Raw genomic sequence first — 24048 nt, 5'->3', positions numbered from 1 at the left:
AACCGGATGCCCCCGTCCGGACGGGGCGGCATGACGCCAATAGGGGTTCGGCGCGGGAGAGCGGTAAAATCCGGGCTTTCCCGCCTGGTTTACGTGTCACGCCATGTCCGTCCAGTTGTCCTCCTTGTCCGGCTCCGAGCCGGAATCCTTCGGCATCGCTTCGGTTGCCGAGATCATTGCCGAGCTGCGCGCCGGCCGCATCGTCATTCTGGTTGATGAAGAAGACCGCGAAAACGAGGGTGACCTCGTCATGGCGGCCGAATTCGTCACGCCGGAAGCCATCAACTTCATGGTTACCCACGGCCGCGGCCTGGTGTGCCTGACGTTGACTGAAGAACGCTGCCGCCAGCTCGAATTGCCGATGATGGCTGCCCGCAACGGCACCCGTTACGGCACTAATTTCACGCAGTCCATCGAAGCTGCCGAAGGCGTCGAGACCGGCATTTCGGCCGCCGACCGCGCCCGCACCATCCAGGTGGCCGTGGCGCGCGACGCCAAGCCGGCCGATCTGGTCCAGCCGGGCCACATCTTCCCGGTGCGGGCTGTGCCCGGCGGCGTGCTGGTCCGCGCCGGCCATACCGAGGCCGGCTGCGACCTGACCGCCATGGCGGGCCTGACGCCCGCCGCCGTCATCTGCGAAATCCTCAAGCCCGACGGCACGATGGCCCGCCTGCCGGATCTGGTGGAATTCGCCCGCCAGCACGACCTGAAGATCGGCACCATCGCCGACCTGATCCAATACCGCAGCGAGCACGAGTCCATCGTCAAACGCGTGGGCAAGCGCGCCATGCAGACGGCCTGGGGCACGTTCGAGGCCGTGGCCTACGAAGACGCCGCCACCGGCTCCGCCCATTTGGCGCTGGTGCATGGTAATGTGACTCCCGACGCCGAGACGCTGGTGCGCGTGCACGAGCCCGCGTCCGTGCTGGATGTGCTGGATACCGGCGCAAGTCCGCATAGCTGGGGCGTGGCCCAGGCGCTCGAGGCCATCGCGGCCGCCCCGGCCGGCGTGCTGGTGCTGATGAACTGCCAGTCTTCCACGGAACATCTGTTTGGCCAGATTGCAGGTTGGAACGACCCGAAGGCGCAGGCCAATCCTGCGAACGCCGACCGCTTCGGTCTGCGCACCTACGGGATCGGCGCCCAGATTCTGCGCGACCTGAACGTGGGGCAAATGAGGCTCCTGGCCCGGCCGCGCAAGATGCCCAGCATGGCGGGCTTCTCGCTCACCATTACGGGTTACGATTGCGACCCGCAGAACACTCCCGCAACACACTGAAGGCCGACACATGAACCCTTACATCCTTACCCCCGACCTGAACGGCGAAGGGCTGCACATCGGCATCGTACGCGCCCGCTTCAATGAAGAAATCGGCCAGGCCGAACTCGAAGCGTGTCTGAAGGAACTGGCCGAACTGGGCGTGGACGAGCGCGACGTGATGGTCGCTACCGTGCCCGGCGCGCTGGAACTGGGCGTGGCCCTGTCCCACATGGCCGAAACGTTCGAGTTCGACGCCCTGATCGCGCTGGGCGCGGTCATCCGCGGCGAAACCTATCACTTTGAAGTGGTCAGCAATGAAACGGCCACTGCAATCACCCGCATCTCCCTCGAAACCGGCGTCCCCGTCGCGAACGGCGTTCTGACCGTCGACACCGACGAGCAGGCGCAGGCCCGCGCTGCCGGCAAGGGCCGCGACTGCGCCCAGGTGGCCGTCGAAATGGCCAACCTGGTGGCAGCGCTGGAACCCGAGGAAGAAGACGAAGACGAAGACGACGAGGACGAAGATTTTGACGACGAAGAAGACGACGACCAGCGCTGATAGCGCGGCGCAGGCCCGCGCCAACGCGCGCAGCGCGCGCCGCCGTGCGCGCGAATTCGCGCTGCAGGGCGTGTACGCGTGGCTGCTGCGCGGCGGCGAAGGCACGCAGGACGCCGGCGAGATCGACGCCCATCTGCGCGACACCGAGGACTTCTCCGAGGCAGACGCGCAGTGGTTCAAGACCTTGCTGCACGGCGTGCTGCGCGAAGCGCCCGCCTTGCGCGAACGCTTCACACCTTACGTTGACCGCCCGCTGGCCGAGTTGTCGCCCGTTGAGCATGGCATCCTGCTGATCGGCAGCTTCGAACTGATTCATCACGTCGAAGTTCCGTACAAGGTCGCCATCAACGAAGCCGTGGAACTGGCCAAGTCGTTTGGCGGCACCGACGGCTTCAAGTTCGTCAACGGCGTGCTCGACAAGCTGGCCGCCGACGTGCGCGCGCACGAGGTCCAGGCCGCGGCGCAACAACGCCGATAGCGAGCCCCCCCCCGCAGCGCTTCGCGCTTCCCCCCAGGGGGCGCCGCTGCGGACCGGCGGAGCCCGGATCCGCGCGGCCCCGCTGTGGGGCACCCGTTAGAAGTGCGACGGCGATTCTTGAACGCCGCATAGTGGAGGCGCGGTGGCGTCCGAATTTGATCTGATTGCGCGCTACTTCACGCGTGCCGCGCCGGCCGGCCTGTTAGGTGTTGGCGACGACTGCGCGCTGTTTCCTGTTCCGCCCGGTGAACAGGTGGCCACCAGCACGGATCTGCTGCTGGAAGGCCGGCATTTCTTTCCCGACGTTGATCCCAAAGCGCTGGGCCACAAGGCTCTGGCGGTGAATCTGTCTGATCTCGCCGCCATGGGCGCGCGGCCGATCGGCTGCGTGCTGGGGCTGGCGCTGCCCCACCTCCATGAGCCTTGGTTGGCCGCCTTTGCCGAAGGCTTTCACGCGCTGGCGGCGGCACATGGATGTCCGCTCATTGGTGGCGACACCACGCGCAGCGCGCACGATCTTGCGATCAGTGTGACGGTGTTCGGCTCGGTGCCGGCCGGACAGGCGCTGCGCCGCGATGGCGCGCGAAGTGGCGACGACATCTGGGTGTCTGGCGAACTGGGCGCGGCCGACGTGGCTTACCGGCTGCTGGACGGGCAGTTCCCGGCCGACGCCGCGCTGCTGGCCGCCACACGCGGCGCGCTGGAGTGGCCCGAGCCGCAAGTTGCGCTGGGCCTTGCGCTGCGCGGCATCGCACATTCAGCCATCGACCTGTCCGACGGCCTGTTGCAGGATTTGGGCCACATTCTGGCCGCCAGCCGCGCGGGCGCCTGCCTGCGGTTTGCGGACCTGCCGATGGCGCCCGCGCTGGCCGGTCTGGATGCCTCGCCGCTGCGCCGAGCCCTGCTGGGCGGGGGTGATGTCTATCAACTGTGTTTCACCGCGCCACCCGTGCGGCGCGAGGCCGTGCTGGCGGCCGCCGCGTCTGCGGGCGCCCGTGTGACCCGCGTGGGCGAGATCCTGCCTCAGCCGGGCGTGGCCGTCCTTGATGCGCAGGGCCAGCCGCTGGCCGAATTGCCCGCGGGCTTCGATCACTTTCCCGCGGACTGATCCGCGGCCTCCTGTCGTTTGCAGACCCAACACCCATGTCTTCCACTGATAAGCACTCCACTTCCATGCGCGATCGCAGCCGGGCCGCGTACCCGGCGGTGTCCTGGGTATGCCGCGATCCCGGCCGGCTGATCGCGTTCGGCTTTGGCAGCGGGCTGATCCGTCCCGCCTCCGGCACGTGGGGCACGCTGCTTGCTTGGGGCATCTGGGTGGCGGCGGCGCCTGCGGCGTCGGATTTGGCCATCGGCGTGTTCCTGGCCCTGGCGTTTTTGTACGGATGCTGGGCCTGCCATCGCGTCGGCCGAGAACTCCAGCAGCCGGATCATGTCGGAATGGTCTGGGATGAGATGGTGGCGTTCTGGCTGGTGCTGTGGCTGACGCCGGCCGGCTGGTTGTCGCAGGCGCTGGCGTTCGTGCTGTTTCGCACGTTCGACATCGTCAAGCCGCCACCCATCAAGTTCTTCGACGCCCATATCAAAGGCGGCTTCGGAGTCATGTGGGACGATATCGTGGCTGCCGGCTACGCCTTGCTGGTAATGGCGCTGGTGGCCCGCACAGGAGTCTTGGGATGAACGATCAGCTTGAAGGCGCGCGGACCAACCTGTCGGCCGCGCAGTTGTCGGAAGCGACGATACTCGGCCTGTCCGAACGATTGGGCGACGTGCTGCGGCAGCAGGGGTGGATGCTGGGCACCGCCGAATCCTGCACCGGCGGCCTGCTGGCCGGGGCCGTCACCGCGGTGGCCGGTTCCAGCGAATGGTTCGAGCGCGGCTTCGTCACTTACAGCAACGACGCCAAAGTTACCGAGCTGGAGGTGTCGCCTGAAACGCTGCATCACTTTGGCGCGGTCAGCGAACCCGTCGCGCTGGAAATGGCCAACGGCGTGCTGCTGGCCGTGCCCAACGCGCACGTGGCCATGTCGACCACCGGCATCGCCGGTCCGGGCGGCGCCACGCCAGGCAAGCCGGTGGGCATGGTGTGCTTCGGCTTTGCCATGCGGGTGGGCGACGGCATCAGCAGCCGCGCCGTGACGCATGTGTTCTCGGGTGACCGCGGGCAGGTGCGCCAGGCCGCGGTGGAGTTCGCGCTGCGTGCCGTGCTGGAGTTTGCGGGCGTGCCTATCAATCGGCGATGAAACGCTGGCGCTGATATTTGGGGAGATGACTCGTTTGTCTGAGACCCTCTGAGGACGGCCCGCATCCTGGCCGGTGTCAGACACCCAGGGAGCGGGTCTTCGGCGCGTGACAGCCGTTCAGGGGTGTCAGACACCTGGGGCACAGCGGTGCAGGCAGTGTCTGACACCTGGGGTACAGCCACTTTGGCCAGCCGCCACTTCCAGGTGTCTGACACCCGTCGGAAGTGACCACCAAGTTGGTCAGGCGCCGCGAGGGTGTCTGACACCGTGCCAAACCAAGACCGCTCAAAATGAAAAAAGCCGCTGCACCGTGCGTTCGCGCACCGTGCAGCGGCTTTTGCCGCTTTTGACGAATCAGCGTACCGCGTTGATCGCGTCGCGCAGGCCCTTGGCGGCTTCGGCGGCGGCTTCGCGCCAGTCGTCGCCGCCGCTGGCGTAGATGATGGCGCGCGACGAATTGATCATCATGCCGTTGCGCGCCGCGTTGGCGCCGGCATTCACGGTGGCGGTGATGTCGCCGCCCTGTGCGCCGATGCCCGGCACCAGCAGGGGCAGGGCGTCGCCGATGCGCTGGCGCACGGCGGCCAGTTCATTCGGGAACGTGGCGCCCACCACCAGACCGCATTGGCCGTTGGCATTCCATTTGTCGGCCACCAGCCCCGCGACGTGCAGGTACAGCGGCTCGCCGTTGTCCATCTTCAGGAATTGCAGGTCCGAGCCGCCGGGATTGGACGTGCGGCACAGGACGATCACGCCGCGGTCGCGCCAGGCCAGGTAAGGCTCGACCGAATCCAGGCCCATGTAGGGGCTGACGGTGAGCGCGTGCGCCTGATAGCGCTCGTAGGCTTCGCGGGCGTAGTTTTCGGCGGTGGAGCCGATGTCGCCGCGCTTGGCGTCCAGCACGATGGGCAGATCCGGGTGCTTGTCGCGGATGTGCTGGCACAGCGCTTCGAGCTGATCTTCGGCGCGGTGCGCCGCAAAGTACGCGATCTGCGGCTTGAAGCTGCACGCATACGGCGCGGTCGCGTCGACGATGTCGCGGCAGAACTGGAAGATGGCGTCCGGCTTGTCCTGCAATTCGCGCGGAAAGCGCTGCGGGTCGGGATCCAGCCCGACTTGCAGGAGCGAGTTGCTGGTGGTCCAGGCGTGTTCGAGTTTTTGCAGGAAATTCATGGGATTCAGTGCAGTTTGACCCGCGGGCGCGTGCGCCGCATGAGGAGGCGAGCCAGGGCGAGGGAGACGGTACGCGAGGCGCCCAGCACCGCGCGGTGGTGCATCAGGTGCAGGCTCATGTACATCAGGCGCGCCAGTGTACCGCTTACGAACAGTCCCCGTCCGGCGAGCTTGCCCATCAAGCTGCCCACCCCGGCGTCCTGGCCCAGCGACACCAGCGACCCGTGGTCCTGGTAGACGTAGGGTTCGGTGGGCTCGGGGTTGTTGCGCAGCCGGGCAGTCAGCTTCTTGGTCAGGTAGTCGGCCTGCTGGTGCGCGGCCTGGGCGCGGGCCGGCACGGTGCGGTCCTCGCGCCACGGCGCCGCGCAGCAGTCGCCCAGCGCCACGATGTGCGGGTCGGGCGTTTCGAGCCGCTCGTTGACTTCGAGCTGCCCCAGCTTGTTCAGCGGCAACCCCAGGTCGGCCAGCAGCGCCGGGCCTTTGATGCCCGCGGCCCACATGCACAGCTGAGCAGGAAATTCGCGGCCGTCGGCGGTGCGCACGGAGTCGCCCGTCACTTCGGAAACACGGCAGGCGGTCTCGACGCGGATGCCCAGTTCGGTCAGGCGCTTGGTCGCCGCCACCGAAATCTTCTCGGGCAGGGCGGACAGGATGCGCGGCGCGCCCTCGACCAGCGTGATCGCCAGGTCGCGGTCGGCGCGGAAGTTCGGCAGGCCATAGGCGCTGACGACGTGGCTGGCTTCGGTCAGTTCCACCGCCAGTTCCACGCCGGTGGCGCCGCCGCCGACGATCACGAGGTCCAGCCGCGCGGACGGATTGCGTACCTTGGCCTGATCGACCAACGCCATGGCCTTGAGCATGGTCAGGCGGAATTGCTCGGCGTTTTCGGTGGTGTCCAGCGTGACCGCATGTTCGGCCGCGCCCGGCGTGTTGAAGAAGTTGGACGTGCTGCCCAGCGCCAGCACCAGCGTGTCGTACGCCAGTTCGCGGCGCGGCAGGACTTCCTGGCCCTGGGCGTCGTTGACGGCGTCTATCGTGATCAACCGGCGTTCGCGGTCGACGCTTTCAAGGCGGCCCTGGGTGAACGAGAAACCGTCCAGGTGGGCCAGCATCAGGTAGGAAAGGCCTTCCTGGTGGATGTCCAGCGTACCCGCCGCCGCTTCATGCAGCGAAGGCTTCCAGATATGGAAGGGGCGGCTGTCGACCAGGGTGATGTGTTGACGGCCGTGCGTGCGGCCAAGTTTGGCGGCCAGTTCGAGGCCGCCTGCGCCACCGCCGACGATGACGATGCGCTTGGAGGGTGCTGACGTCGATTGAGGCATCATGGCTCCCAGTATAAATAGAGTCGCATCCCCGTCGCGGTGCGAACCCGTGTCAATGCATGACGAAACGGCTGATGGCCACCCCCACCCAGACCGTTCCGGCGAATATCAGCAGCAGCATCACCGCCGCGCTGCCCAGGTCCTTGGCCCGCCCCAAAAGGGGGTGGCGTTCGACGGACAGCGCATCGGCTAGCGCTTCGATGGCGGAATTGAGCAGTTCCGCCGCCAGCACCATGACCACCACGCCCACCAGGAAGAACACTTCGACCGTGGTGCGGCCCAGAAAGAACGCCGCCGGAATCATCAGCACGGCCAGGGCCAGTTCCTGCCTGAAGGCCGCCTCATATTTGACGGCCGCCTTCAGGCCCTGCCAGGAATAGCGCAGCGCATTGAGGATGCGGCGCGCGCCGCCGGTGCTCTTGAAGGGCGAGTGTTGCGGATCGTGGGTCATGGAATCGGAAGAAAGCCGTGGTGGCGGCTTTTTAACAGATAAGGGTTGCCCGCGTGGCACACCACGTGCCTATGGGCAAACCCTAATTGTGACCCAACGGCAGCAGGCGCAGGATTCTGGTCAATTGGTAAGGCCACTTTACCGTTTCGTCCTGTCATCGAGCTGTCTTCTTTCATGCCGATTCAGACTATCGAACCTCGCCGCCTGTATCGCCAGATCGCCGATCAGCTTCGCCTGCTGATCGAGGCCGGCGAGTTTCCGGCCGGTGCGCGCCTGCCGCCCGAGCGCGACCTTGCGCTGAAGCTGGGCGTGTCGCGGCCATCGGTGCGCGAGGCGTTGATCGCCCTTGAGGTCGAAGGCTGGGTGGAAGTGCGCATGGGCTCGGGTGTGTATGTGCAAAGCCCGGGCGGCGCGCCGCGCGCCAGCCTGACCGCCGAAAGCCCTCTTGAAACCATCCGCGCCCGCCGCACCATCGAAAGCGAGCTGGCCGCGCAGGCCGCGCTCAATCCGGTGCCCGCGCTGGTGGAAGGCCTGCGCGAAGCCGTCGACGCCATGGAAGACGAGGCGCGGGCAGGCAGCGTGCCCATCCGCGGCGACCGCCTGTTTCACCTGCGCGTGGCTGAAATGGCCAACAACGCCGTGCTGGTGCGCGTCGTGGGCGAACTCTTCGACGAACGCCACAACCCGCTTTCCGTGAAGCTGGGCGATTACTTCGAAAATTCCGACAGCTGGGCCGTCGCCATCACGGAACACCGCCGCGTCATCGACGCCATCGCGGCCGGTGATGAACAAGGCGCGCGGGCCGCTATGCGTGACCATCTTTCCTGCTCGTACGACCGCCTGATGGCCAGCTGGCCCGGCGCGGCCGAAGCGTTGCGCGCTGAATAGCAATGGCTGCCGGCGCCCGCGACGGGCGCCGATGGCAAATCGCAGTCGCAGTACGAAGGTGCAGCTCCAGTAGGTGAACTCCATATGTAAAACATGACGCGAGGCCGCCGAGCCCGCCACCTCAAAGAGAGGAGACAACATGAAGCCGAGCAACGCTATCAAAGTGCTGTTTGCCGCCGTCGCGCTAGCCGTCAGCGGCTCTGCACTGGCGCAGACCAAACTGAAATGGGCGCACGTGTACGAGACGTCCGAGCCGTTCCATACCTCGTCGGTGTGGGCCGCCCAGGAGATCGAGAAGCGCACCAACGGGCGCTATCACATCGATGTCTATCCGGCCTCGCAACTGGGCAAGGAAAACGACATCAACCAGGGCCTGACGCTCGGCACGGTCGACATGATCATTTCCGGGTCCAGCTTCGCGGCCAAGAGTTTTCCGCGCATCGGCGTCACCTACTATCCCTACACCTTCCGCAGCCCCGAGCACCTGATCGCCTACACCAAGAGCGACATCTACAAGGAGCTCACGCGCGGCTACGACGAAAAGAGCGGCAATCACATCGTCGCGACCACGTACTACGGTACGCGGCAGACGACGTCCAACAAACCGTTCACCAAGTGCAGCGAGATGAAGGGCCTGAAGATCCGCGTGCCGGACGTGGCCGCCTACCTGGCCATGCCGCGTGCCTGTGGCGCCAACACCGCGCCCATCGCGTTTGCCGAGGTCTACCTGGCCCTGCAGAACGGCACGGTCGAGGCGCAGGAGAATCCGCTGACCACGATCGAGGCCAAGAAGTTCTACGAGGTGCAGAAGAACATCATCCTCACGGGCCACATTGTCGATCACCTGAACACCGTGATCTCCGGCAAGCTCTGGAAGAGCCTGTCGGACGAGGACAAGAAGATCTTCGCCGAGGTCGCGCAGCAGGCCGCGGAAAAGGCATCGGCCGAGGTGGCCGCGTCCGAGAAAAAGATGGTTGACGTGTTCAAGCAGCGCGGCCTGACGGTGGCCGAGGTCAACATCGACGACTTCCGCACCACCGTGCTGGAGAAGGTGCCGTTCAAGCAGTACGGCTACGAGCAATCGGACTGGGAAAAGATCCAGGCGGTGAAGTGAGCCCCGGCGGGCGGGCCGCCGCCGCGGCCCGCTGCGCCTGAATGCATCGCCTGAATGCAGCGCCTGACCGCATCGCTTCCGGCAATCGCCTGACCCGATCTCTTGACCGATCCCGTACGAGGGGAACTCCATGCACACCAACGCGAAGGCCGCGACGATGGCGGCCGTCAGCCATCAGCCGGACGAGCCGCCCGGCCCGCATCACGTCGCCTCGGTGGACGAGATCGTCCAGAGCTTCGAGGAAGCCGATCACCACGAAGTCAGCCTAGCCGGCTACCAGCCGGAAGACTGGATCTGTCTGGCCATGTTCTGGGCGATGGCGCTGCTGGTCTTCCTGCAGTTCTTTTCGCGCTACGTGCTGAACGACTCGTACGCCTGGACCGAGGAACTGGCGGTGTACTGCCTGATCGGCGTGGTGTTTCTGGGATCGGCCATGTGCGTGCGCGCGTGCCGCCATATCCAGGTGGACTTTCTTTACCGCTACCTGCCCAAGCCCATCGGCCGCGTGCTGTCCACGCTGATCGACATCCTGCGCACGGCCTTCTTCGGCTATGCAGTGTGGCTGACGTACCGCTACATCGTGCTGGTGGGCGACGAGCCCATGACCACGCTGTTCTGGAACAAGTCCTACGTGTACTGGGTGGCGCTGGCGGGGTTCGCGATGATGTTCCTGCGGTCGCTGCAGGTGTCTGTGCAGAACTGGCGGCAGGGCTATTCGATCCTGGAGAATCCGGCGGCCTATGAGTCGCTGGATTGAAGCGCTGCACTGAATCGCTGGACATAACTTCCCCGAATCCGCAGTGCCTTGCCAGGAGCGATACATGGGCACCCTGATAGGAACCTTTCTGCTGTTGATGATCATGGGGCTGCCGGTGGCGGTCTCGATGGCGGGCGCGTCCCTGCTGTTCATCCTGATTTCCGGCAGCGTGCCGGACGTGGTCATCGCGCAGCGCATGATCGCGGGCGTCGAGTCGTTTCCGCTGCTGGCCGTGCCGTTCTTCATCCTGGCCGGCAATCTGATGAACATCGCCGGCATCACGGGCCGCATCTACAACTTCGCGGTGGCGCTGGTGGGCTGGATGCGCGGCGGGCTGGGGCAGGTGAACATCATCGGCTCGGTCGTGTTTGCCGGCATGTCCGGCACCGCCATTGCCGACGCCGCGGGCCTGGGAACCATCGAGATCAAGGCCATGAAGGACCACGGCTACCAGACCGAGTTCGCGGTCGGGGTGACGGCCGCGTCGGCCACGCTGGGTCCCATCATTCCGCCGTCGCTGCCGTTCGTCATCTACGGCATGATGGCCAACGTGTCGATCGGATCGCTGTTCCTGGCCGGCCTGATCCCCGGCCTGGTGCTGACCATCCTGATGATGCTCACCGTTGCGTACTACGCGCGCCGCAACAACTGGGGCGGCGACGTGGCCTTCAACTGGAAGCGGCTGGGCGGCGCGGGACTGGAAGTGCTGATCGTGCTGGCGTTTCCGCTGTCGATCTGGCTGATGACGCTGGCGGGCGTGTCGCCCAACGTCGCCACCGGCATTTCGTTCGCGGCCTTGCTGCTGCTGGACTGGAAGTTCAACTTCTCGGCCGTCATGGCGCTGATGGCACCCGTGATCCTGATCGGCGGCATGACGCTGGGTTGGTTCACGCCCACGGAAGCCGCAGTGGCCGCCGTGATCTGGGCGCTGTTCCTGGGGCTGGTGCGCTATCGGTCCATGACGTTCAAGACGCTGGCCAAGGCCTCGTTCGACACCATCGAGACCACCGCATCGGTCCTGTTCATCGTGACGGCCGCCTCGGTGTTTGCGTGGCTGCTGACCACGACGCAGGCGGCGCAGGCGCTGACGGACGCGATCCTGAGCGTGACGCAGAACAAGTGGGTGTTCCTGCTGATGGCGAACATCCTGATCCTGATCGTGGGCTGCTTCATCGACACCATCGCGGCCATCACCATCCTGGTGCCGATCCTGCTGCCGATCGTCCTGAAGCTGGGCATCGACCCGATCCACTTCGGGCTGATCATGACGCTGAACCTGATGATCGGCCTGTTGCATCCGCCCATGGGCATGGTGCTGTTCGTGCTGGCGCGGGTGGCCAAGCTGTCGGTCGAGCGCACCACGATGGCCATCCTGCCGTGGCTGGTGCCGCTGTTCGTGGCCCTGATCGCCATCACCTACATCCCCCAGATCACCCTGTGGCTGCCCACCGCAATGGGCATGGCCGGCAAATAAGGAACCGCGAACATGTCAGGAAGACTGCAAGGCAAGACCGCCATCGTCACCGCCGCTGGGCAGGGCATCGGCCGCGCCGTGGCGCTGGCCTACGTACACGAGGGCGCCGACGTGCTGGCCGTGGATCTGAACGGCGCCGCGTTGGAAACCCTGTCCGGTTGCCGCACGCAGGTGCTGGACGTGACCGACGCCCGTGCGGTGCGCGCGCTGGCGCAGGACGCGGGCGCGGTCGATGTGCTGTTCAATGGCGCGGGCTTCGTGCATGCCGGCACCATCCTGGATTGCGACGAAGATGCCTGGGACTTTTCGTTCAACCTGAACGTGCGATCCATGTATCTGCTGATCCGGTCGTGCCTGCCGGCCATGCTGGCGCGCGGCTCGGGGTCGATCGTCAACATGGCGTCCGTGGCCGGCAGCATCAAGGGCGCGCCCAACCGCTGCGCTTACGGCGCCACCAAGGCAGCCGTCATCGGGCTGACCAAGGCGGTCGCCGCCGACTACGTGGGCCAGGGCATCCGCTGCAACGCGATCTGCCCGGGCACGGTCGAGTCGCCGTCTCTTCGCCAGCGCATCGACGCGCAGGCGCTGGCCGGCGGACAGCCGGTCGCGGCGGTCGAGGCCGCCTTCACCGCGCGCCAGCCGATGGGCCGCATCGGCCGGGCCGAAGAGATCGCCGCGCTGGCGGTGTATCTTGCCAGCGACGAATCCGCCTTCACCACCGGCACCGCGCAAGTCATCGACGGCGGCTGGTCCAATTGAAATCTTCTTTTCCAGCAACAAGGAAACCGCTATGAAACTGATGCGATATGGCGCCAAGGGCGCAGAAAAGCCCGCGCTGATCGATGCGCAGGGCCAGGTCCGCGACCTGTCGTCCGTCATTGCCGACATCACTGCGCAGACGCTCGTGCCCGCCAAGCTGGCGGAACTGCGCGCGCTGGATCCGGCGTCGCTGCCGCTGGTGGCGCAACCGGGCCGTGTGGCCCCGCCGTGGTCCGGCATGGGCAAGTTCATCTGCATCGGCCTGAACTACGCGGATCACGCCGCCGAGTCCGGGCTGCCTGTGCCGGCCGAACCCGTCATCTTCATGAAGACGACGTCGGCCGTGGTGGGCTGCAACGATGCGGTCGTGCTGCCGCAGGACTCGGTCAAGACCGACTGGGAGGTCGAGCTGGGCGTGGTGATCGGCGAGAAGGCTCGCTATGTCAGCGAAGCCGACGCCATGAAGCACGTGGCCGGCTACTGCGTGGTCAATGATGTGTCCGAGCGCGAGTACCAGATCGAACGCGGCGGCACCTGGGACAAGGGCAAGGGCTGCGACACGTTCGGCCCGATCGGCCCGTGGCTGGCGACGGCCGATGAAGTGCCGAATCCGCAGGACCTGGAGATGTGGCTTGAGGTCAATGGCAAGCGCTACCAGAACGGCAGCACCCGCACCATGGTGTTCGGCGTGGCGCAACTGGTGTCGTACGTCAGCCGCTTCATGACGCTGTATCCGGGTGACCTCATCAGCACCGGTACGCCGCCCGGCGTGGGCATGGGCCAGAAGCCCGCGCCCGTCTACCTGAAGGCGGGCGACGAAATGAAACTCGGCATCGCGGGGCTGGGCGAACAGCGTCAGCGCGTCCATGCCTGGGATCCCGCGCTGATCGACGGCTGATCCCTGCGCCTTCTTGCCTTCCGGAGTCCTCATGTCGCAGACCGATACCGCAGTCATACGCATCCACCCGGCGGACAACGTGGTGATCGCCCGGCGCCAGCTTGTCAGCGGGACGCGGCTGGAAGGCGAGGGCGTGACGGTCGTGGGGCTGGTGCCCCCCGGCCACAAGGTGGCGGTGCGCGCCATCGCGGCCGGCGAGCCGGTGCGCCGCTACAACCAGATCATTGGCGTGGCGCGGCAGGACATCGCGCCCGGCCAGCACGTGCATAGCCAGAATCTGGAGTTCTCGGATTTCGAGCGCGACTACGCCGTTGGGCAGGACGCGCGGCCGACCGATTTCGTGGACTCGCCGGCCATGTTCGACGGCATCGTGCGCGCCGACGGCCGCATCGCCACCCGCAACTACATCGGCATCCTGACCAGCGTGAATTGTTCGGCCACGGTGGCCCGCGCCATCGCGGACCACTTCCGGCGCGACATCCGGCCCGAGGCGTTGGCCGCCTGTCCGAATGTGGACGGCGTCGTGGCGCTGACCCACGGCGCGGGCTGTGCCACCGGCAGCGACGGCGAACCGCTGCGCGTGCTGCGGCGCACGCTGGGCGGCTACGCGCGCCATGCCAACTTTGGCGGGCTGATGGTCGTGGGGCTGGGCTGCGAGACCAACCAGATTGGCGGGCTGATGGAACAGGAGCATCTGCGCGAAAGCGGCATGCTGCATACGTTCAACATCCAGGACACGGGCGGCACGCGCAAGACGGTGGCGCGCGGGATCGAACTTGTGGAGCGCATGCTGGAGCAGGCCAACCGCGTCGAACGCCAGGCCGTGCCCGCCAGCCACCTGACCGTGGGCCTGCAGTGCGGCGGGTCGGACGGCTATTCCGGCATCAGCGCCAACCCGGCGCTGGGCGCGGCGGTGGACCTGCTGGTGCGCCACGGCGGCACGGCGATCCTGTCCGAGACGCCCGAGATCTACGGCGGCGAACACCTTTTGACGCGCCGGGCGCAGACGCCCGCCGTGGCCGAAAAGCTGCTGGCGCGCGTGCGCTGGTGGGAAGACTATTGCGCCCGCAACGACGCCGAGATGGACAACAACCCCTCGGCCGGCAACAAGGCGGGCGGCCTGACCACCATTCTGGAAAAATCGCTTGGCGCCATCGCCAAGAGCGGCACGACCAACCTCACCGACGTTTACGAATACGCCGAACCCGTGCACACCCGCGGGTTGGTCTTCATGGACACGCCGGGCTACGACCCGGTGTCGGCCACCGGGCAGGTGGCCGGGGGCGCGAACCTGATCTGCTTTACCACCGGCCGCGGGTCCGCCTATGGCTGCGCGCCCGCACCGTCGCTCAAGCTGTCCACCAACACGGCGCTGTGGCAGCGCCAGGCTGACGACATTGACATCAATTGCGGTGAAGTGGTCGACGGCGCGCAAAGTGTGGCGCAGATGGGCGAACGCATTTTCCAGCTCATGCTGCAGACGGCGTCGGGCCGGCGCACCCGCAGCGAGACGCACGGCTACGGGCAAAACGAATTCGTTCCGTGGCAACTTGGCGCGGTGATGTAGCGAAGACGGCTCGGGGCGTGCTATACCCTGGCGTCGCCCCTTTTAGGCATTGCGCACCCATGCTTGAACGTCTGAATTCCGAGTCATTGCCGCGTCTTCCCGCTGACGTGGAAAAGCCCAGCTACGACCGCAGCCGGTTGACGCCGGGCATCGTCCACCTGGGACTGGGTGCCTTTCACCGGGCGCATCAGGCGGTGGTCACGGACCAGGCCATGCAGTCCAGCGGCGACCTCAGCTGGGGCATCCTGGGCGTATCCCTGCGTCACTCGGCCACGCGCGATGCGCTGACGCCGCAGGACGGCCTGTACACCCTTGCCGTGCGCGACGCCGGCCCGGACGGCCAGGACCGGGAACAACTGCGCATCGTGGGCTCCGTGCTGCGCGTGATGGTGGCCGACGAGGACCCCAACGCGGTCCTGGAACGCATCGCGTACCCGCAGACCCGCATCGTCAGCCTGACCGTCACGGAAAAGGGCTACAGCCACGAACCGGCCACCGGCCACCTGCGCTGGGACGATCCGGACATCCTGCACGACCTGGAAAACCCCATCCGGCCACGCAGCACCATCGGCATCCTGGTCCATGGTTTGGCCCTGCGCCGCGAGCGCGGCCTGCCGCCGATCACGCTGATGTCGTGCGACAACCTGCGGGGCAACGGCGATACGCTGCGCAGCCTGGTCCTGGCGTTTGCGCTGCGGGTGGACGTGACGCTGGCCGACTGGATCGACCGCAACTGCACGTTCCCGAACTCCATGGTCGACCGCATCGTGCCGGCCACCGAAGACCAGGACCGCCAGCGGATCGCCGAGCGCCTGGGCGTCGAGGACGCCTGGCCGGTGCTGGGCGAGCCCTATCTGAACTGGGTGATCGAAGACAAGTTTGCCGCCGGCCGCCCCGCCTGGGACGCGCAGGGCGGCGCGACCTTCGTGCGCAACGCGGCGCCCTACGAACGCCTGAAGCTGCGAATGGTCAGCGGGCCGCATTCGGCTTTGGCGTATCTGGGCGCGGCGCTGGGCCTGCATACGATGGCCGACGCCGCCAATACCCCGGCGCTGCGCGCGTTCGTCGAAGCCATGATGCGCGAGGAAATTGCGCCGACGTTGCGCGGCATTCCCGATGCGGGGCTGGTGGAGTACCGCCTGCGGTTCCTGGAGCGGATTTCCAACCCTGCGCTGCCGCATCCGCTGCCGCAGATCGCCATGGACGGGTCGCAAAAGCTGCCGCAACGCCTGCTGGACACGATCCGAGACCGCCTGCGCGCTGGCCATGGCATCGATCGCCTGTGCCTGGCGGTGGCCGCGTGGCTGAACTACCTGCGCGGCGAAGACGAACAGGGCAGCGCGTACGCCATCCAGGATCCGATCGCGGCGCGGCTGGACCGCCTGCTGTCGCGCGCCGAGGTGGCCGCGCATGCCGCCAAGCCGTCGCAGGCGGCGCAGCGGCGCGCGACGGTGCTGGCGCGCTTCAAACCCGTGTTCGGCGACCTGGGCGATTCGCCCGCGTTCGTCGAATGCCTGACCAAACATCTTGAAACGCTGCGCGAACACGGCGTGCTCCACGCCGTGCAGGCGGCCACCTAGGAGACAAGCATGGACGCCGACAGCCGCGTGACCGCCGACGAATGGGAACGCTGGGCTGAGGCGTGCCTGCTTGCGCAGGATTTTCCCGAGGACGATGCGCGCTGCCTGGCGCACAGCTTGGCGCAGACCAGTCTGTGGGGCATCGATTCGCACGGCATCGCGCGGCTGCCGCACTACCTGAATCGTGTGGCGCACGGCTCGATCCTCGCCAGGCCTGACGTCCGCGTCGCGCGCTCGGGGCCGGGCACGGCACAGGTCCACGGGGGCCGGGGGCAGGGCATCGTGGTGGCGCATCGGGCCAATGCGCTGGCCATCGAGCTGGCCCGCGACGCCGGCGTGGCGGCGGTCGGCGTCAGCGACTCCTCGCATTGCGGGGCGATCGGGCTCTACAGCCGCGCGGCAGCCAGGCAGGGTTTGATCGGCATCGCCTTCACGCATTCGGACTCGGTCGCCGCGCCCTTTGGCGGGCGCGAAGCCTTCTTCGGCACCAATCCCCTATCGCTGGCGTTTCCGCGCGCGGACGGGGCGCCGTTGTGCCTGGACATGGCCACGACCTCCATCCCTTGGAACCGCGTCATGAACGCGCGGCGCGATGGCTTGGCGTTGCCGGCGGGCGTGGCGCTGGACGAGAACGGAGCGGACTGCACCGACGCGCAGGCCGCGCGCGCTTTGCGCCCGCTGGGTGGCGAGGAATACGGCTACAAGGGGTATGGCCTTGCGATGATGGTCGAGTTGCTGTGCGGACCGCTCAACGGCAATCCATTCGGCCCGCATATCTCGTCGATGTACGAGGCGCTGGACCAGCCGCGCGAGCTGGGCGCGTTCTTCATCGTCATCGACCCGGCGCGCTTTGCCGGTGGGGCGGCGCTGGCCACGGTGGTGGCGGGGATGGCGGTCGAGCTGTCACAGGCGCCGGGCGCGCCCCGCATGCCTGGCGATCCGGAGGCGGAGCATGAGCGGGAACGGCAGCGGCTTGGCCTGCCCGTGCCGCCCGCGCTGTGGGACGAGATGGCGGACTGGAGCCGCCGGCTGGGCGTGGCGCTGCCGGCGACTCGTCAGGCGTAGCTGCGCAATCCTCGGGCCTGCTCCTACACCCCCAGGTACTGCAGCAGCCGGGCCTCGTCGTCCAGGAACTCCCGCGACGTGCCGGTCCACGCCACACGCCCCTTCTCCACGATGGCGTGGCGGTCGGCAGTGGCCAGCAGCGGCTCCAGGTTCTTGTCGATGCACAGCACGGCCAAACCGGTCTGCTTCAGCGTATCCAGCGCGGCCCAGATTTCTTCACGCACCACGGGCGCGAGCCCTTCGGTGGCCTCATCCAGAATCAGCAGCCGGGGATTGGTGAGCAGTGCGCGGCCGATGGCCAGCATCTGCTGTTCTCCGCCCGACAAGTGGCTGCCCAGGTGCTTGGCGCGTTCGGACAGGCGCGGGAACAGCGCGTACACGCGCTCCAGCGTCCAGGGCTGCGCCGCGCCTTGCCGGTTGTGCGCGGTGGCCACCAGGTTCTCGCGCACGGACAGATTGGGAAAGACATGGCGGCCTTCAGGCACCAGCCCGATGCCGCACTGCGCCACCTTGTAGGACGGCAGGCGGCTGATGTCCGCGCCGTCGAAGCTGATGGCGCCGCGCGAGGCGGGGTTCAGGCCCATCACCGCCTTGACGGTGGTGGACTTGCCCATGCCGTTGCGTCCGAGCAGGGTCACGAATTCGCCGGGCGCGATGTCCAGGTCGATGCCGAAGAGCGCCTGGCTGGCGCCGTAGTGCGCGGTGACACCGCGCAGCGAGAGCAGGGCGGTCATGCGCGCGCCTCCCGGGGGCGGCCGCGCTCGCTGCCCAGATAGCATTCACGGACCTGCGGATCGTCGCGGATCTGGTCCGCAGTGCCGCACGCGAGCGCGCGGCCGTACACCAGCACGGTGATGCGGTCGGACAGGGCAAAGACGGCCTGCATGTCGTGCTCCACCAGCAATATCGTGTAGCGGCCGCGCAGCGACAGCAGCAACCGGGTCATGGCCTCGGACTCGTGCTGGCTCATGCCCGCCATGGGTTCGTCCAGCAGCAGCAGCGACGGCTGGCACGCCAGCACCATCGCCAGTTCGAGCTGGCGCAGTTCGCCGTGGGCAAGGTCGCTGGCCGGCGTGTTCTCACGCGCCAACAGGCCGGCCAGGGCCAGCGCCTCGCGGGCGGGGCCGGTCAACGCCGGTGTGGACAGCACGGGCCGCCAGAACCGGAAGCTGTGGCCGCGCCGCGCCTGCACTGCCATCGCCACGTTCTCCAGCGCGGTGAAGGGCTTGAAGACCGAGGTGATCTGATAAGAGCGCGCCAGGCCGTGGCGCACGCGCTTTTCCACCGGCATGCGCGTGACGTCCTTGCCGTCGAGCAGCACGCGTCCGGCGTCGGGCCGCAGTTCGCCGCTCAGTTGCCCGATCAGCGTGGTCTTGCCGGCGCCGTTGGGGCCGATCACGGCGTGCAGCTCGCCGCTGGCCACGTCCAGCGATAGCTTGTCGGTGACCGTCAGCCCGCCGTAGCGCTTTTCCAGGTTTTCGATGCGCAGGGCGCTCATTGCGGCTCTCCGGAGGTATGGCGCGCCGCCCTGCGAGGCATGCACCACGGTGTTGCCGACAGACTGCCGTAGACGCCGCGCCGCGAGGCGAGCACCACGCCGACGATCAACAGGCCCATGACCAGCATCCAGTGATCGGTGATGAGCTTCAAGCCTTCTTCCAGCAGCAGAAACGCCAGCGCGCCGGCCACCGGACCGAACAGCGTGCCCAGGCCGCCCAGCGCGACCATCACAATCAGTTCGCCCGACGTGGTCCACGCCAGGTAGGACGGCGAGACGTACATGGTGAGGTTCGCCAGCAGCACGCCCGCCACGCCGCAGATGACGGCGGAAATCACATAGGCGGCAAGCCGGTAGCGCAGCGTGGGAAAGCCCAGCGCGCGCATGCGGCGCTCGTTGGCCTGGCAGCCGCGCAGGGCCATGCCGAAGGGCGCGTGGATCAGCCGGTGCATCAGCCACAGCACCAGCAGCAGCACGCCGAAGGCCGTGCAATACAGCGCGAGCGGCGTGTCCAGCCGGAAGAGGCCAAAGTCGCTGCCGGCAAAGAGCGACATGCCGTCGTCGCCGCCAAAGCCTTCTAGCCCCGTCGCCAGAAAATAGAACATCTGCGCGAAGGCCAGCGTGATCATGATGAACGCGATGCCGTTGGTGCGCATGACCACATAGCCGCTGACCAGCCCGACGGCCGCGCACGCGCCGATGGCGCCGGCCAAATGCAGCCAGCCGCTTTCGATGCCGTAGTGCGACAGCACGCCGACGGAATACGCGCCCAGGCCCAGATACAGCGCATGGCCGAAGCTCACCATGCCGCCGTAGCCCAGCAGCAGATTCAGCGCCAGCGCCGCGATGCCGTAAACCAGCACGCGGCCGAACAGCGCCAGCAGAAACGGTTCGCCCTGCCACTGCGCATACACGGGCACCAGGGCGAACAAGAACAGCAGCGCGGCGGCGGCCAGCGTGCGGGGAGATAGCGTGAACATGGCGTCGGCGTCCTTATCCGTGCCTGACGGGAAAGAGGCCCTGCGGCCGCATCGCCAGCACCAGCGCCATGACGATGTAGATCAGCATCGACGCGATGGCGGGGCCTGCGGCATTGGCCGCTGCCGGGGGCAGGGCTGCGCGCAGCAGCGTCGGCAGCAGCGCGCGTCCCAGCGTGTCGATCAGCCCGACCATCAACGCGGCCAGGAATGCGCCGCGCACGGAGCCGATGCCGCCGATCACGATGACCACCAGCGTCAGGATCAGGATGGGTTCGCCCATGCCGGTCTGCGCGGACAGGATGGGGCCGGCCATCAGCCCGGCCAGGCCCGCCAGCACGGCGCCCAGCACGAACAGCAGCGTGTTCAGGCGCGCGATGTTCACACCCAGCGCGCCGACCATCATGCGGTCGGTGGACCCGGCGCGGATCAGCATGCCGAGCCGAGTGCGATGGATGAGCAGGTAACACCCCGCCGCGACCACCAGCCCGACCACGATGATGAGAAACCGGTACAGCGGATACGTGACGCCCAGGATGTCGATGGTGCCGGACAGCCAGGAAGGCAGCCCCATGCTGATCGGCGCGGGTCCCCACAGAATGCGGGTGAGCTCGTTGAAGAACAGGATGAAACCGAACGTGGCCAGCACCTGGTCCAGGTGATCGCGCGGATATAGCCGCGCCAGCGCGATCCGGTCCAGCAACAGCCCCAGCGCGGCCATGCCCGCGACGACCGCAGCGGCGGCCAGCAGGAACGAGCCGGTGTGCCGGAACACGGTGGCCGCGATGAACGCACCCATCATGTACAGCGACCCGTGCGCCAGGTTGATGAAATTCATGATGCCGAACACCAGTGTCAGACCGGCGGCCAGCAGAAACAGCAGGATGCCGAGTTGCAGGCCGTTCAAGGCCTGCACCAGCAGCAGCGTCGTGGACATGGCTACACCCCCTTGCTGGCGGCCGGCTGGGCCGCCCGCTTCACTTCATGACGCACTGGGCGGCGTACTGGTCGGAGACCTTGGACAGGTCGGGGAAGATGGGGCCCTTGTTGACAAACGCGACCTTGCCGTCGGCGTTCTCGGCCACGTCTGCCCGGAAGAATCCGGCCACGGGGAAGTGGTTGGGCTGATAGCGGAACTCGCCGCGCACCGATTGGAAGTCGGCGGCTTCCAGCGCCTTGCGCAACGCGTCCTTGTCGTCGGTCTTGCCGCCGGTCTTCTTGAGCGCGGAGCCGATCAACTGGGCGGCGTCATAGGACTGCGCGGCGTAGCTGGACGGCTCGCGGCCGTATTTCTGGCGGAACGCTTCAGCAAAGGTCTTGTTGGCGGCGTTGTCCAGGTCGGGCGAATACGGCACGTTGGTGACGGCGCCCAGCGCGTCCTTTTGCAACGCCGGCAACGTGGCGCCGTCGATGGTGTCCACCGACAGCAGCGGGATCTTGCCGAAGAGCCCGGCCTGGCGATACTGCTTGATGAAGTTCACCCCCATGCCGCCGGGAAAGAACACGTACGCGGCGTCGGGCTTGGCGTCGGCCAGCGCGGCCAGTTCGACGGAATAGTCGGGCTGGTTGACCTGCGTGAATACTTCGTTGACGACATCGCCCTTGTAGAAGCGCTTGAAGCCGGCCATGGCGTCCTTGCCTGCCTGGTAGTTGGGGGCCAGCAGATAGACCTTCTTGAAGCCCATCTGGTTGGCCATTTCGCCGCTGCCTTCGTGGCGCTGGGTGTTGTTCCAGGACGTGGAGAAGAAATACGGCGAACAGTCCTTGCCGGCGAGGTTGGTGGGACCGGCGTTGGAGCCAACCAGGAAGACGCCGGCGCTGGTCACGGGCCGCACGACGGCGAGCATGACGTTGGAGTAGACGACGCCGGTGATGATGGGCACCTTGTCGCTTTGCACGAGCTTGCGCGCGGCCTGGACGCCGACTTCAGGCTTGAACTGGTCGTCTTCCTTGATGACCTGCACGGCCACGCCGCCGAGCTTGCCGCCGCCTTGTTCGACGGCGAGCATGAAGCCGTCGAGCTGGTCCTGGCCGAGCACGGAGCCGGGGCCGGTCAGCGTGGTCAGCAGGCCGATCTTGACGTCTGCTTGCGCGGCCGCGTTCAGCGACAGCCCGAGCACCGCGGCGGCGGCCAGCGTATGGATGCGTTTCATGGTGATTCCCCTTGCTATGCCGTGTGTCACGGTCGTGGATGTGATGCGCGCGGTGGCGTGGATTCGCTGGCGCGTTGGTTCACTGCAGCGCGTGTCATTGCTGCGCCTGCAAGCCAAAGAAGGTCATCGTGTTGCGGAACAAAATCTTCTGCTGCACGCCGGGCACGAGGTCGGCGTGCGTGACGAGCTTGCCGACTTCTTGCTCGCCCAAGGGATAGGGATAGTCGGAGCCGAGCAGGACGCGGTCTTCGCCCATGACGTCGATGAGCAGACGCAGGGAGCGGGGGTCGAAGACGGCGCTGTCGGTGTAGAAGCGGTCGGTGTACGAGGAGGGCGGATGCGGGCAGTCTTCGCGGACGATGTCGCGATGGCGCCAGGCGTTGTCGACTCTGCCGAGCAGGTACGCAAAGCTGCCGCCGCCGTGAGCAAAGCACAGCTTTAGGCTGCGGGGAATGCGTTCGAAGGCGCCGGACAGGATCAGGGACAGAATGCCGAGCTGGGTTTCTGCGGGCATGGCGACGAGCCACGGCAGCATCCATTTCTTCATGCGGCCGTCGGTCATCATGTCCCACGGATGGACGAGGACGGGAATGTCGTCGTTGGCGCAGTGGACGAGGAACTGGACAAGCGTGTCGTCGTCAAGGTCGCGCGGGCCGACGTGGTTGCCGATCTGCACGCCCAGGTGGCCGGCCGCGCGTGATCGCGATGCTTCGCGGCAGGCGAGGTCGAGGTCCTGCAGGGGAACTTGGGCCAGGGATTTGAGGCGCGTGGGCGCGTGGGCGCAATGTTCGAGCGCAAGATCGTTCATGCGCGCGGCCCAATCGGCGGCAGCCTGCGCGGGGTAGGTGTAGCCGAACATGATGGGCGTGGCGCACAGGATCTGGACATCGACGCCGTGACGGTCCATCTGTTCGATGCGCAGCGCGGGGTCCCAGAGGGTGGCATCGACGGGGCGGAACGGATGGTCGCCTGCCATGATCTGGCCGGTGGAACCGTTGTCGTCCGGACGCAGCCAGGGCGCATTGACGGGGTCAAGCGCGGCGGCTTCCTGCCGGGTGATCGGCGGGAAGAAGTGCGCATGCATGTCGATTTTCTGGATCATCTTAAGTGGATGCCTGGGCGGGTGTGGGTTGCGCGGTCGGGGCTTGGCCCTTGCCCGGATGGATTTCGCCGCAGCCGGGGCAGGTGCGTTTTTTCTGGCTTTCGTAGAAGGCCTGGAAGAGGGGAGGCAGGTCGGTGACGATGCTTTTGAGCTGGACTTCGACGCGATGCACGAGGTGGCCGCAATGTGGGCAGTACCACTCGAATCCGTCGAGCAGGCCTTGCGGGCGCTGGCGTTCGATGACGAGACAGGCGCTGTCGGTTTCGGGGCGCTGGGGGGAGTGGCGGACGTGCGGGGGCAAGAGGAAGATGTCGCCTTCCTTCAGGTCGACGCGTTCGGGTTTGCCGTCGATCCACAGGGAGAGCCAGGCGTTGCCGCGGACTTGATAGAAGAATTCCTCAAGCGGATCGTCGTGATAGTCGGTGCGGTGATTGGGACCGCCGACGACGGTGACGATGAAGTCGCTGTCCTGCCAGATTTGCTGGTTGCCGACGGGGGGCTTCAGCAGATGAGCGTGGTCTTGGATCCAGCGCTGGAAATTCAACGGCGGGCCGTAGGCAGGCATGAGGAACTCCGTGGGTGTCGCTTGATGAGGGAGAGTCTAGGCGGGCGAGCGGGGGGCTGCACAATAGAAATTGTGGGGGTGGATATGCGGGTTATCTATCGCGGGGTTTCCCTTGTTTTGTTTTTTTTGGGGGGGGTCTTAAGGCGGCGGGGGTTGGTTCTTAA

Annotated in this window: 25 protein-coding genes; 15 read left to right on the top strand and 10 right to left on the bottom strand. The window is 66.7% G+C overall.

Annotation, left to right across the window (positions count from 1 at the left end; all coding sequences use genetic code 11):
- The first annotated feature begins 103 nt into the window (after positions 1-103).
- From ribBA to AC6LJW_RS26000, 6 genes are all read left to right on the top strand, one after another.
- Complete coding sequence (gene ribBA, locus AC6LJW_RS26025; protein ID WP_056558846.1) at positions 104-1279, top strand: bifunctional 3,4-dihydroxy-2-butanone-4-phosphate synthase/GTP cyclohydrolase II; 1176 nt, start codon at positions 104-106, stop codon at positions 1277-1279.
- Between the two features lie 10 nt (positions 1280-1289).
- Entirely contained in the window at positions 1290-1820 is a 531-nt protein-coding gene (gene ribH / locus AC6LJW_RS26020) for a 6,7-dimethyl-8-ribityllumazine synthase (RefSeq protein ID WP_056558843.1), read from the top strand.
- Positions 1789-2298, top strand: coding sequence for a transcription antitermination factor NusB (gene nusB, locus AC6LJW_RS26015; RefSeq protein WP_056325438.1), 510 nt, complete (start codon positions 1789-1791; stop codon positions 2296-2298). The genes ribH and nusB overlap by 32 nt, the downstream gene beginning before the upstream one ends.
- Before the next feature lie 142 nt (positions 2299-2440).
- Complete coding sequence (thiL, locus tag AC6LJW_RS26010) at positions 2441-3406, top strand: thiamine-phosphate kinase (protein WP_498088671.1); 966 nt, start codon at positions 2441-2443, stop codon at positions 3404-3406.
- A 65-nt stretch (positions 3407-3471) separates the two neighbouring features.
- A complete protein-coding gene (locus AC6LJW_RS26005) occupies positions 3472-3978 on the top strand; it encodes a phosphatidylglycerophosphatase A family protein (RefSeq protein ID WP_056558833.1) in 507 nt (168 codons plus the stop codon).
- Positions 3975-4541 carry a CinA family protein gene (locus AC6LJW_RS26000; RefSeq protein ID WP_056558830.1) on the top strand — a complete coding sequence of 189 codons (567 nt, stop codon included), beginning with the start codon at positions 3975-3977 and terminating at the stop codon, positions 4539-4541. Before AC6LJW_RS26005 ends, AC6LJW_RS26000 begins: the two co-directional genes overlap by 4 nt.
- Positions 4542-4895: 354 nt before the next feature.
- Here the strand turns inward: AC6LJW_RS26000 and pyrF are convergent, their stop codons facing one another.
- Genes pyrF through AC6LJW_RS25985 form a run of 3 tightly spaced genes read right to left on the bottom strand, consistent with a single transcriptional unit; the run spans position 4896 to position 7487 of the window.
- Positions 4896-5714 carry an orotidine-5'-phosphate decarboxylase gene (gene pyrF, locus AC6LJW_RS25995; protein ID WP_056558827.1) on the bottom strand — a complete coding sequence of 273 codons (819 nt, stop codon included), beginning with the start codon at positions 5712-5714 and terminating at the stop codon, positions 4896-4898.
- Positions 5715-5719: 5 nt separating this feature from the next.
- Positions 5720-7039, bottom strand: a complete 1320-nt coding sequence (locus AC6LJW_RS25990) for an NAD(P)/FAD-dependent oxidoreductase (protein WP_427985898.1) — start codon at positions 7037-7039, stop codon at positions 5720-5722.
- 49 nt (positions 7040-7088) lie between these two features.
- Positions 7089-7487 (bottom strand): diacylglycerol kinase, encoded by a 399-nt coding sequence (locus AC6LJW_RS25985; RefSeq protein WP_056325453.1) that lies wholly within the window; start codon positions 7485-7487, stop codon positions 7089-7091.
- Positions 7488-7661: 174 nt separating this feature from the next.
- Between AC6LJW_RS25985 and AC6LJW_RS25980 the strand changes: the two genes are divergently transcribed.
- From AC6LJW_RS25980 to AC6LJW_RS25940, 9 genes are all read left to right on the top strand, one after another.
- A complete protein-coding gene (locus AC6LJW_RS25980) occupies positions 7662-8375 on the top strand; it encodes a FadR/GntR family transcriptional regulator (RefSeq protein WP_105240539.1) in 714 nt (237 codons plus the stop codon).
- A 139-nt stretch (positions 8376-8514) separates the two neighbouring features.
- On the top strand, positions 8515-9489 hold the full coding sequence (locus tag AC6LJW_RS25975) for a sialic acid TRAP transporter substrate-binding protein SiaP (protein WP_056558818.1): 975 nt from the start codon (positions 8515-8517) through the stop codon (positions 9487-9489).
- Positions 9490-9619: 130 nt separating this feature from the next.
- Positions 9620-10246: a TRAP transporter small permease gene (locus AC6LJW_RS25970; protein WP_427985901.1), complete on the top strand. Its 627-nt coding sequence runs from the start codon at positions 9620-9622 to the stop codon at positions 10244-10246.
- 64 nt (positions 10247-10310) lie between these two features.
- Positions 10311-11720: a TRAP transporter large permease gene (locus tag AC6LJW_RS25965; protein WP_056558815.1), complete on the top strand. Its 1410-nt coding sequence runs from the start codon at positions 10311-10313 to the stop codon at positions 11718-11720.
- Positions 11721-11732: 12 nt separating this feature from the next.
- Positions 11733-12479, top strand: coding sequence for an SDR family oxidoreductase (locus AC6LJW_RS25960; RefSeq protein ID WP_498088667.1), 747 nt, complete (start codon positions 11733-11735; stop codon positions 12477-12479).
- Positions 12480-12510: 31 nt separating this feature from the next.
- Positions 12511-13377 carry a fumarylacetoacetate hydrolase family protein gene (locus AC6LJW_RS25955; RefSeq protein ID WP_498088665.1) on the top strand — a complete coding sequence of 289 codons (867 nt, stop codon included), beginning with the start codon at positions 12511-12513 and terminating at the stop codon, positions 13375-13377.
- Between the two features lie 31 nt (positions 13378-13408).
- Positions 13409-14944, top strand: coding sequence for a UxaA family hydrolase (locus AC6LJW_RS25950; protein ID WP_498088663.1), 1536 nt, complete (start codon positions 13409-13411; stop codon positions 14942-14944).
- Between the two features lie 59 nt (positions 14945-15003).
- Positions 15004-16524, top strand: coding sequence for a mannitol dehydrogenase family protein (locus AC6LJW_RS25945; protein ID WP_056558805.1), 1521 nt, complete (start codon positions 15004-15006; stop codon positions 16522-16524).
- Positions 16525-16533: 9 nt separating this feature from the next.
- Positions 16534-17589, top strand: coding sequence for an Ldh family oxidoreductase (locus AC6LJW_RS25940; RefSeq protein WP_498088661.1), 1056 nt, complete (start codon positions 16534-16536; stop codon positions 17587-17589).
- Between the two features lie 23 nt (positions 17590-17612).
- Here the strand turns inward: AC6LJW_RS25940 and AC6LJW_RS25935 are convergent, their stop codons facing one another.
- The 7 genes from AC6LJW_RS25935 to AC6LJW_RS25905 all read right to left on the bottom strand — a co-directional run bounded on the left by AC6LJW_RS25935 (position 17613) and on the right by AC6LJW_RS25905 (position 23884).
- A complete protein-coding gene (locus AC6LJW_RS25935) occupies positions 17613-18323 on the bottom strand; it encodes an ABC transporter ATP-binding protein (RefSeq protein WP_056558800.1) in 711 nt (236 codons plus the stop codon).
- The gene (locus AC6LJW_RS25930; protein ID WP_498088659.1) at positions 18320-19087 is read right to left on the bottom strand and encodes an ABC transporter ATP-binding protein; all 768 of its coding nucleotides are present in this window, start codon (positions 19085-19087) and stop codon (positions 18320-18322) included. Before AC6LJW_RS25930 ends, AC6LJW_RS25935 begins: the two co-directional genes overlap by 4 nt.
- Positions 19084-20067 carry a branched-chain amino acid ABC transporter permease gene (locus AC6LJW_RS25925; RefSeq protein ID WP_498088657.1) on the bottom strand — a complete coding sequence of 328 codons (984 nt, stop codon included), beginning with the start codon at positions 20065-20067 and terminating at the stop codon, positions 19084-19086. The genes AC6LJW_RS25930 and AC6LJW_RS25925 overlap by 4 nt, the downstream gene beginning before the upstream one ends.
- A 13-nt stretch (positions 20068-20080) precedes the next feature.
- Positions 20081-21001 carry a branched-chain amino acid ABC transporter permease gene (locus AC6LJW_RS25920; RefSeq protein WP_056558791.1) on the bottom strand — a complete coding sequence of 307 codons (921 nt, stop codon included), beginning with the start codon at positions 20999-21001 and terminating at the stop codon, positions 20081-20083.
- Between the two features lie 40 nt (positions 21002-21041).
- Positions 21042-22217 carry an ABC transporter substrate-binding protein gene (locus AC6LJW_RS25915; RefSeq protein ID WP_498088655.1) on the bottom strand — a complete coding sequence of 392 codons (1176 nt, stop codon included), beginning with the start codon at positions 22215-22217 and terminating at the stop codon, positions 21042-21044.
- A gap of 94 nt (positions 22218-22311) precedes the next feature.
- Complete coding sequence (locus tag AC6LJW_RS25910; protein ID WP_498088653.1) at positions 22312-23319, bottom strand: amidohydrolase family protein; 1008 nt, start codon at positions 23317-23319, stop codon at positions 22312-22314.
- Position 23320: 1 nt separating this feature from the next.
- Positions 23321-23884 (bottom strand): 3-hydroxyanthranilate 3,4-dioxygenase, encoded by a 564-nt coding sequence (locus AC6LJW_RS25905; RefSeq protein ID WP_427985909.1) that lies wholly within the window; start codon positions 23882-23884, stop codon positions 23321-23323.
- Positions 23885-24048 lie beyond the last annotated feature (164 nt).

The sequence above is a fragment of the Achromobacter sp. 1012554356 genome (assembly GCF_059760815.1).
Note: the sequence above shows the minus strand (reverse complement) of the source record. Positions and strands in the feature narration are given on the sequence as shown.

What these genes read in the sequence shown, in the direction of transcription:
- pyrF (WP_056558827.1), bottom strand. Translation starts at nt 5,714, where the DNA reads ATGAATTTCCTGCAAAAACTCGAACACGCCTGGACCACCAGCAACTCG.
- AC6LJW_RS25990 (WP_427985898.1), bottom strand. Translation starts at nt 7,039, where the DNA reads ATGATGCCTCAATCGACGTCAGCACCCTCCAAGCGCATCGTCATCGTC.
- AC6LJW_RS25985 (WP_056325453.1), bottom strand. Translation starts at nt 7,487, where the DNA reads ATGACCCACGATCCGCAACACTCGCCCTTCAAGAGCACCGGCGGCGCG.
- AC6LJW_RS25955 (WP_498088665.1), top strand. Translation starts at nt 12,511, where the DNA reads ATGAAACTGATGCGATATGGCGCCAAGGGCGCAGAAAAGCCCGCGCTG.
- AC6LJW_RS25910 (WP_498088653.1), bottom strand. Translation starts at nt 23,319, where the DNA reads ATGATCCAGAAAATCGACATGCATGCGCACTTCTTCCCGCCGATCACC.
- AC6LJW_RS25925 (WP_498088657.1), bottom strand. Translation starts at nt 20,067, where the DNA reads ATGTTCACGCTATCTCCCCGCACGCTGGCCGCCGCCGCGCTGCTGTTC.
- AC6LJW_RS25940 (WP_498088661.1), top strand. Translation starts at nt 16,534, where the DNA reads ATGGACGCCGACAGCCGCGTGACCGCCGACGAATGGGAACGCTGGGCT.
- AC6LJW_RS25960 (WP_498088667.1), top strand. Translation starts at nt 11,733, where the DNA reads ATGTCAGGAAGACTGCAAGGCAAGACCGCCATCGTCACCGCCGCTGGG.
- AC6LJW_RS25930 (WP_498088659.1), bottom strand. Translation starts at nt 19,087, where the DNA reads ATGAGCGCCCTGCGCATCGAAAACCTGGAAAAGCGCTACGGCGGGCTG.
- AC6LJW_RS26005 (WP_056558833.1), top strand. Translation starts at nt 3,472, where the DNA reads ATGCGCGATCGCAGCCGGGCCGCGTACCCGGCGGTGTCCTGGGTATGC.
- AC6LJW_RS25905 (WP_427985909.1), bottom strand. Translation starts at nt 23,884, where the DNA reads ATGCCTGCCTACGGCCCGCCGTTGAATTTCCAGCGCTGGATCCAAGAC.
- AC6LJW_RS25980 (WP_105240539.1), top strand. Translation starts at nt 7,662, where the DNA reads ATGCCGATTCAGACTATCGAACCTCGCCGCCTGTATCGCCAGATCGCC.
- AC6LJW_RS25915 (WP_498088655.1), bottom strand. Translation starts at nt 22,217, where the DNA reads ATGAAACGCATCCATACGCTGGCCGCCGCCGCGGTGCTCGGGCTGTCG.
- ribH (WP_056558843.1), top strand. Translation starts at nt 1,290, where the DNA reads ATGAACCCTTACATCCTTACCCCCGACCTGAACGGCGAAGGGCTGCAC.
- AC6LJW_RS25920 (WP_056558791.1), bottom strand. Translation starts at nt 21,001, where the DNA reads ATGTCCACGACGCTGCTGCTGGTGCAGGCCTTGAACGGCCTGCAACTC.
- AC6LJW_RS25965 (WP_056558815.1), top strand. Translation starts at nt 10,311, where the DNA reads ATGGGCACCCTGATAGGAACCTTTCTGCTGTTGATGATCATGGGGCTG.
- AC6LJW_RS26000 (WP_056558830.1), top strand. Translation starts at nt 3,975, where the DNA reads ATGAACGATCAGCTTGAAGGCGCGCGGACCAACCTGTCGGCCGCGCAG.
- AC6LJW_RS25950 (WP_498088663.1), top strand. Translation starts at nt 13,409, where the DNA reads ATGTCGCAGACCGATACCGCAGTCATACGCATCCACCCGGCGGACAAC.
- AC6LJW_RS25975 (WP_056558818.1), top strand. Translation starts at nt 8,515, where the DNA reads ATGAAGCCGAGCAACGCTATCAAAGTGCTGTTTGCCGCCGTCGCGCTA.
- ribBA (WP_056558846.1), top strand. Translation starts at nt 104, where the DNA reads ATGTCCGTCCAGTTGTCCTCCTTGTCCGGCTCCGAGCCGGAATCCTTC.
- AC6LJW_RS25935 (WP_056558800.1), bottom strand. Translation starts at nt 18,323, where the DNA reads ATGACCGCCCTGCTCTCGCTGCGCGGTGTCACCGCGCACTACGGCGCC.
- AC6LJW_RS25970 (WP_427985901.1), top strand. Translation starts at nt 9,620, where the DNA reads ATGCACACCAACGCGAAGGCCGCGACGATGGCGGCCGTCAGCCATCAG.
- AC6LJW_RS25945 (WP_056558805.1), top strand. Translation starts at nt 15,004, where the DNA reads ATGCTTGAACGTCTGAATTCCGAGTCATTGCCGCGTCTTCCCGCTGAC.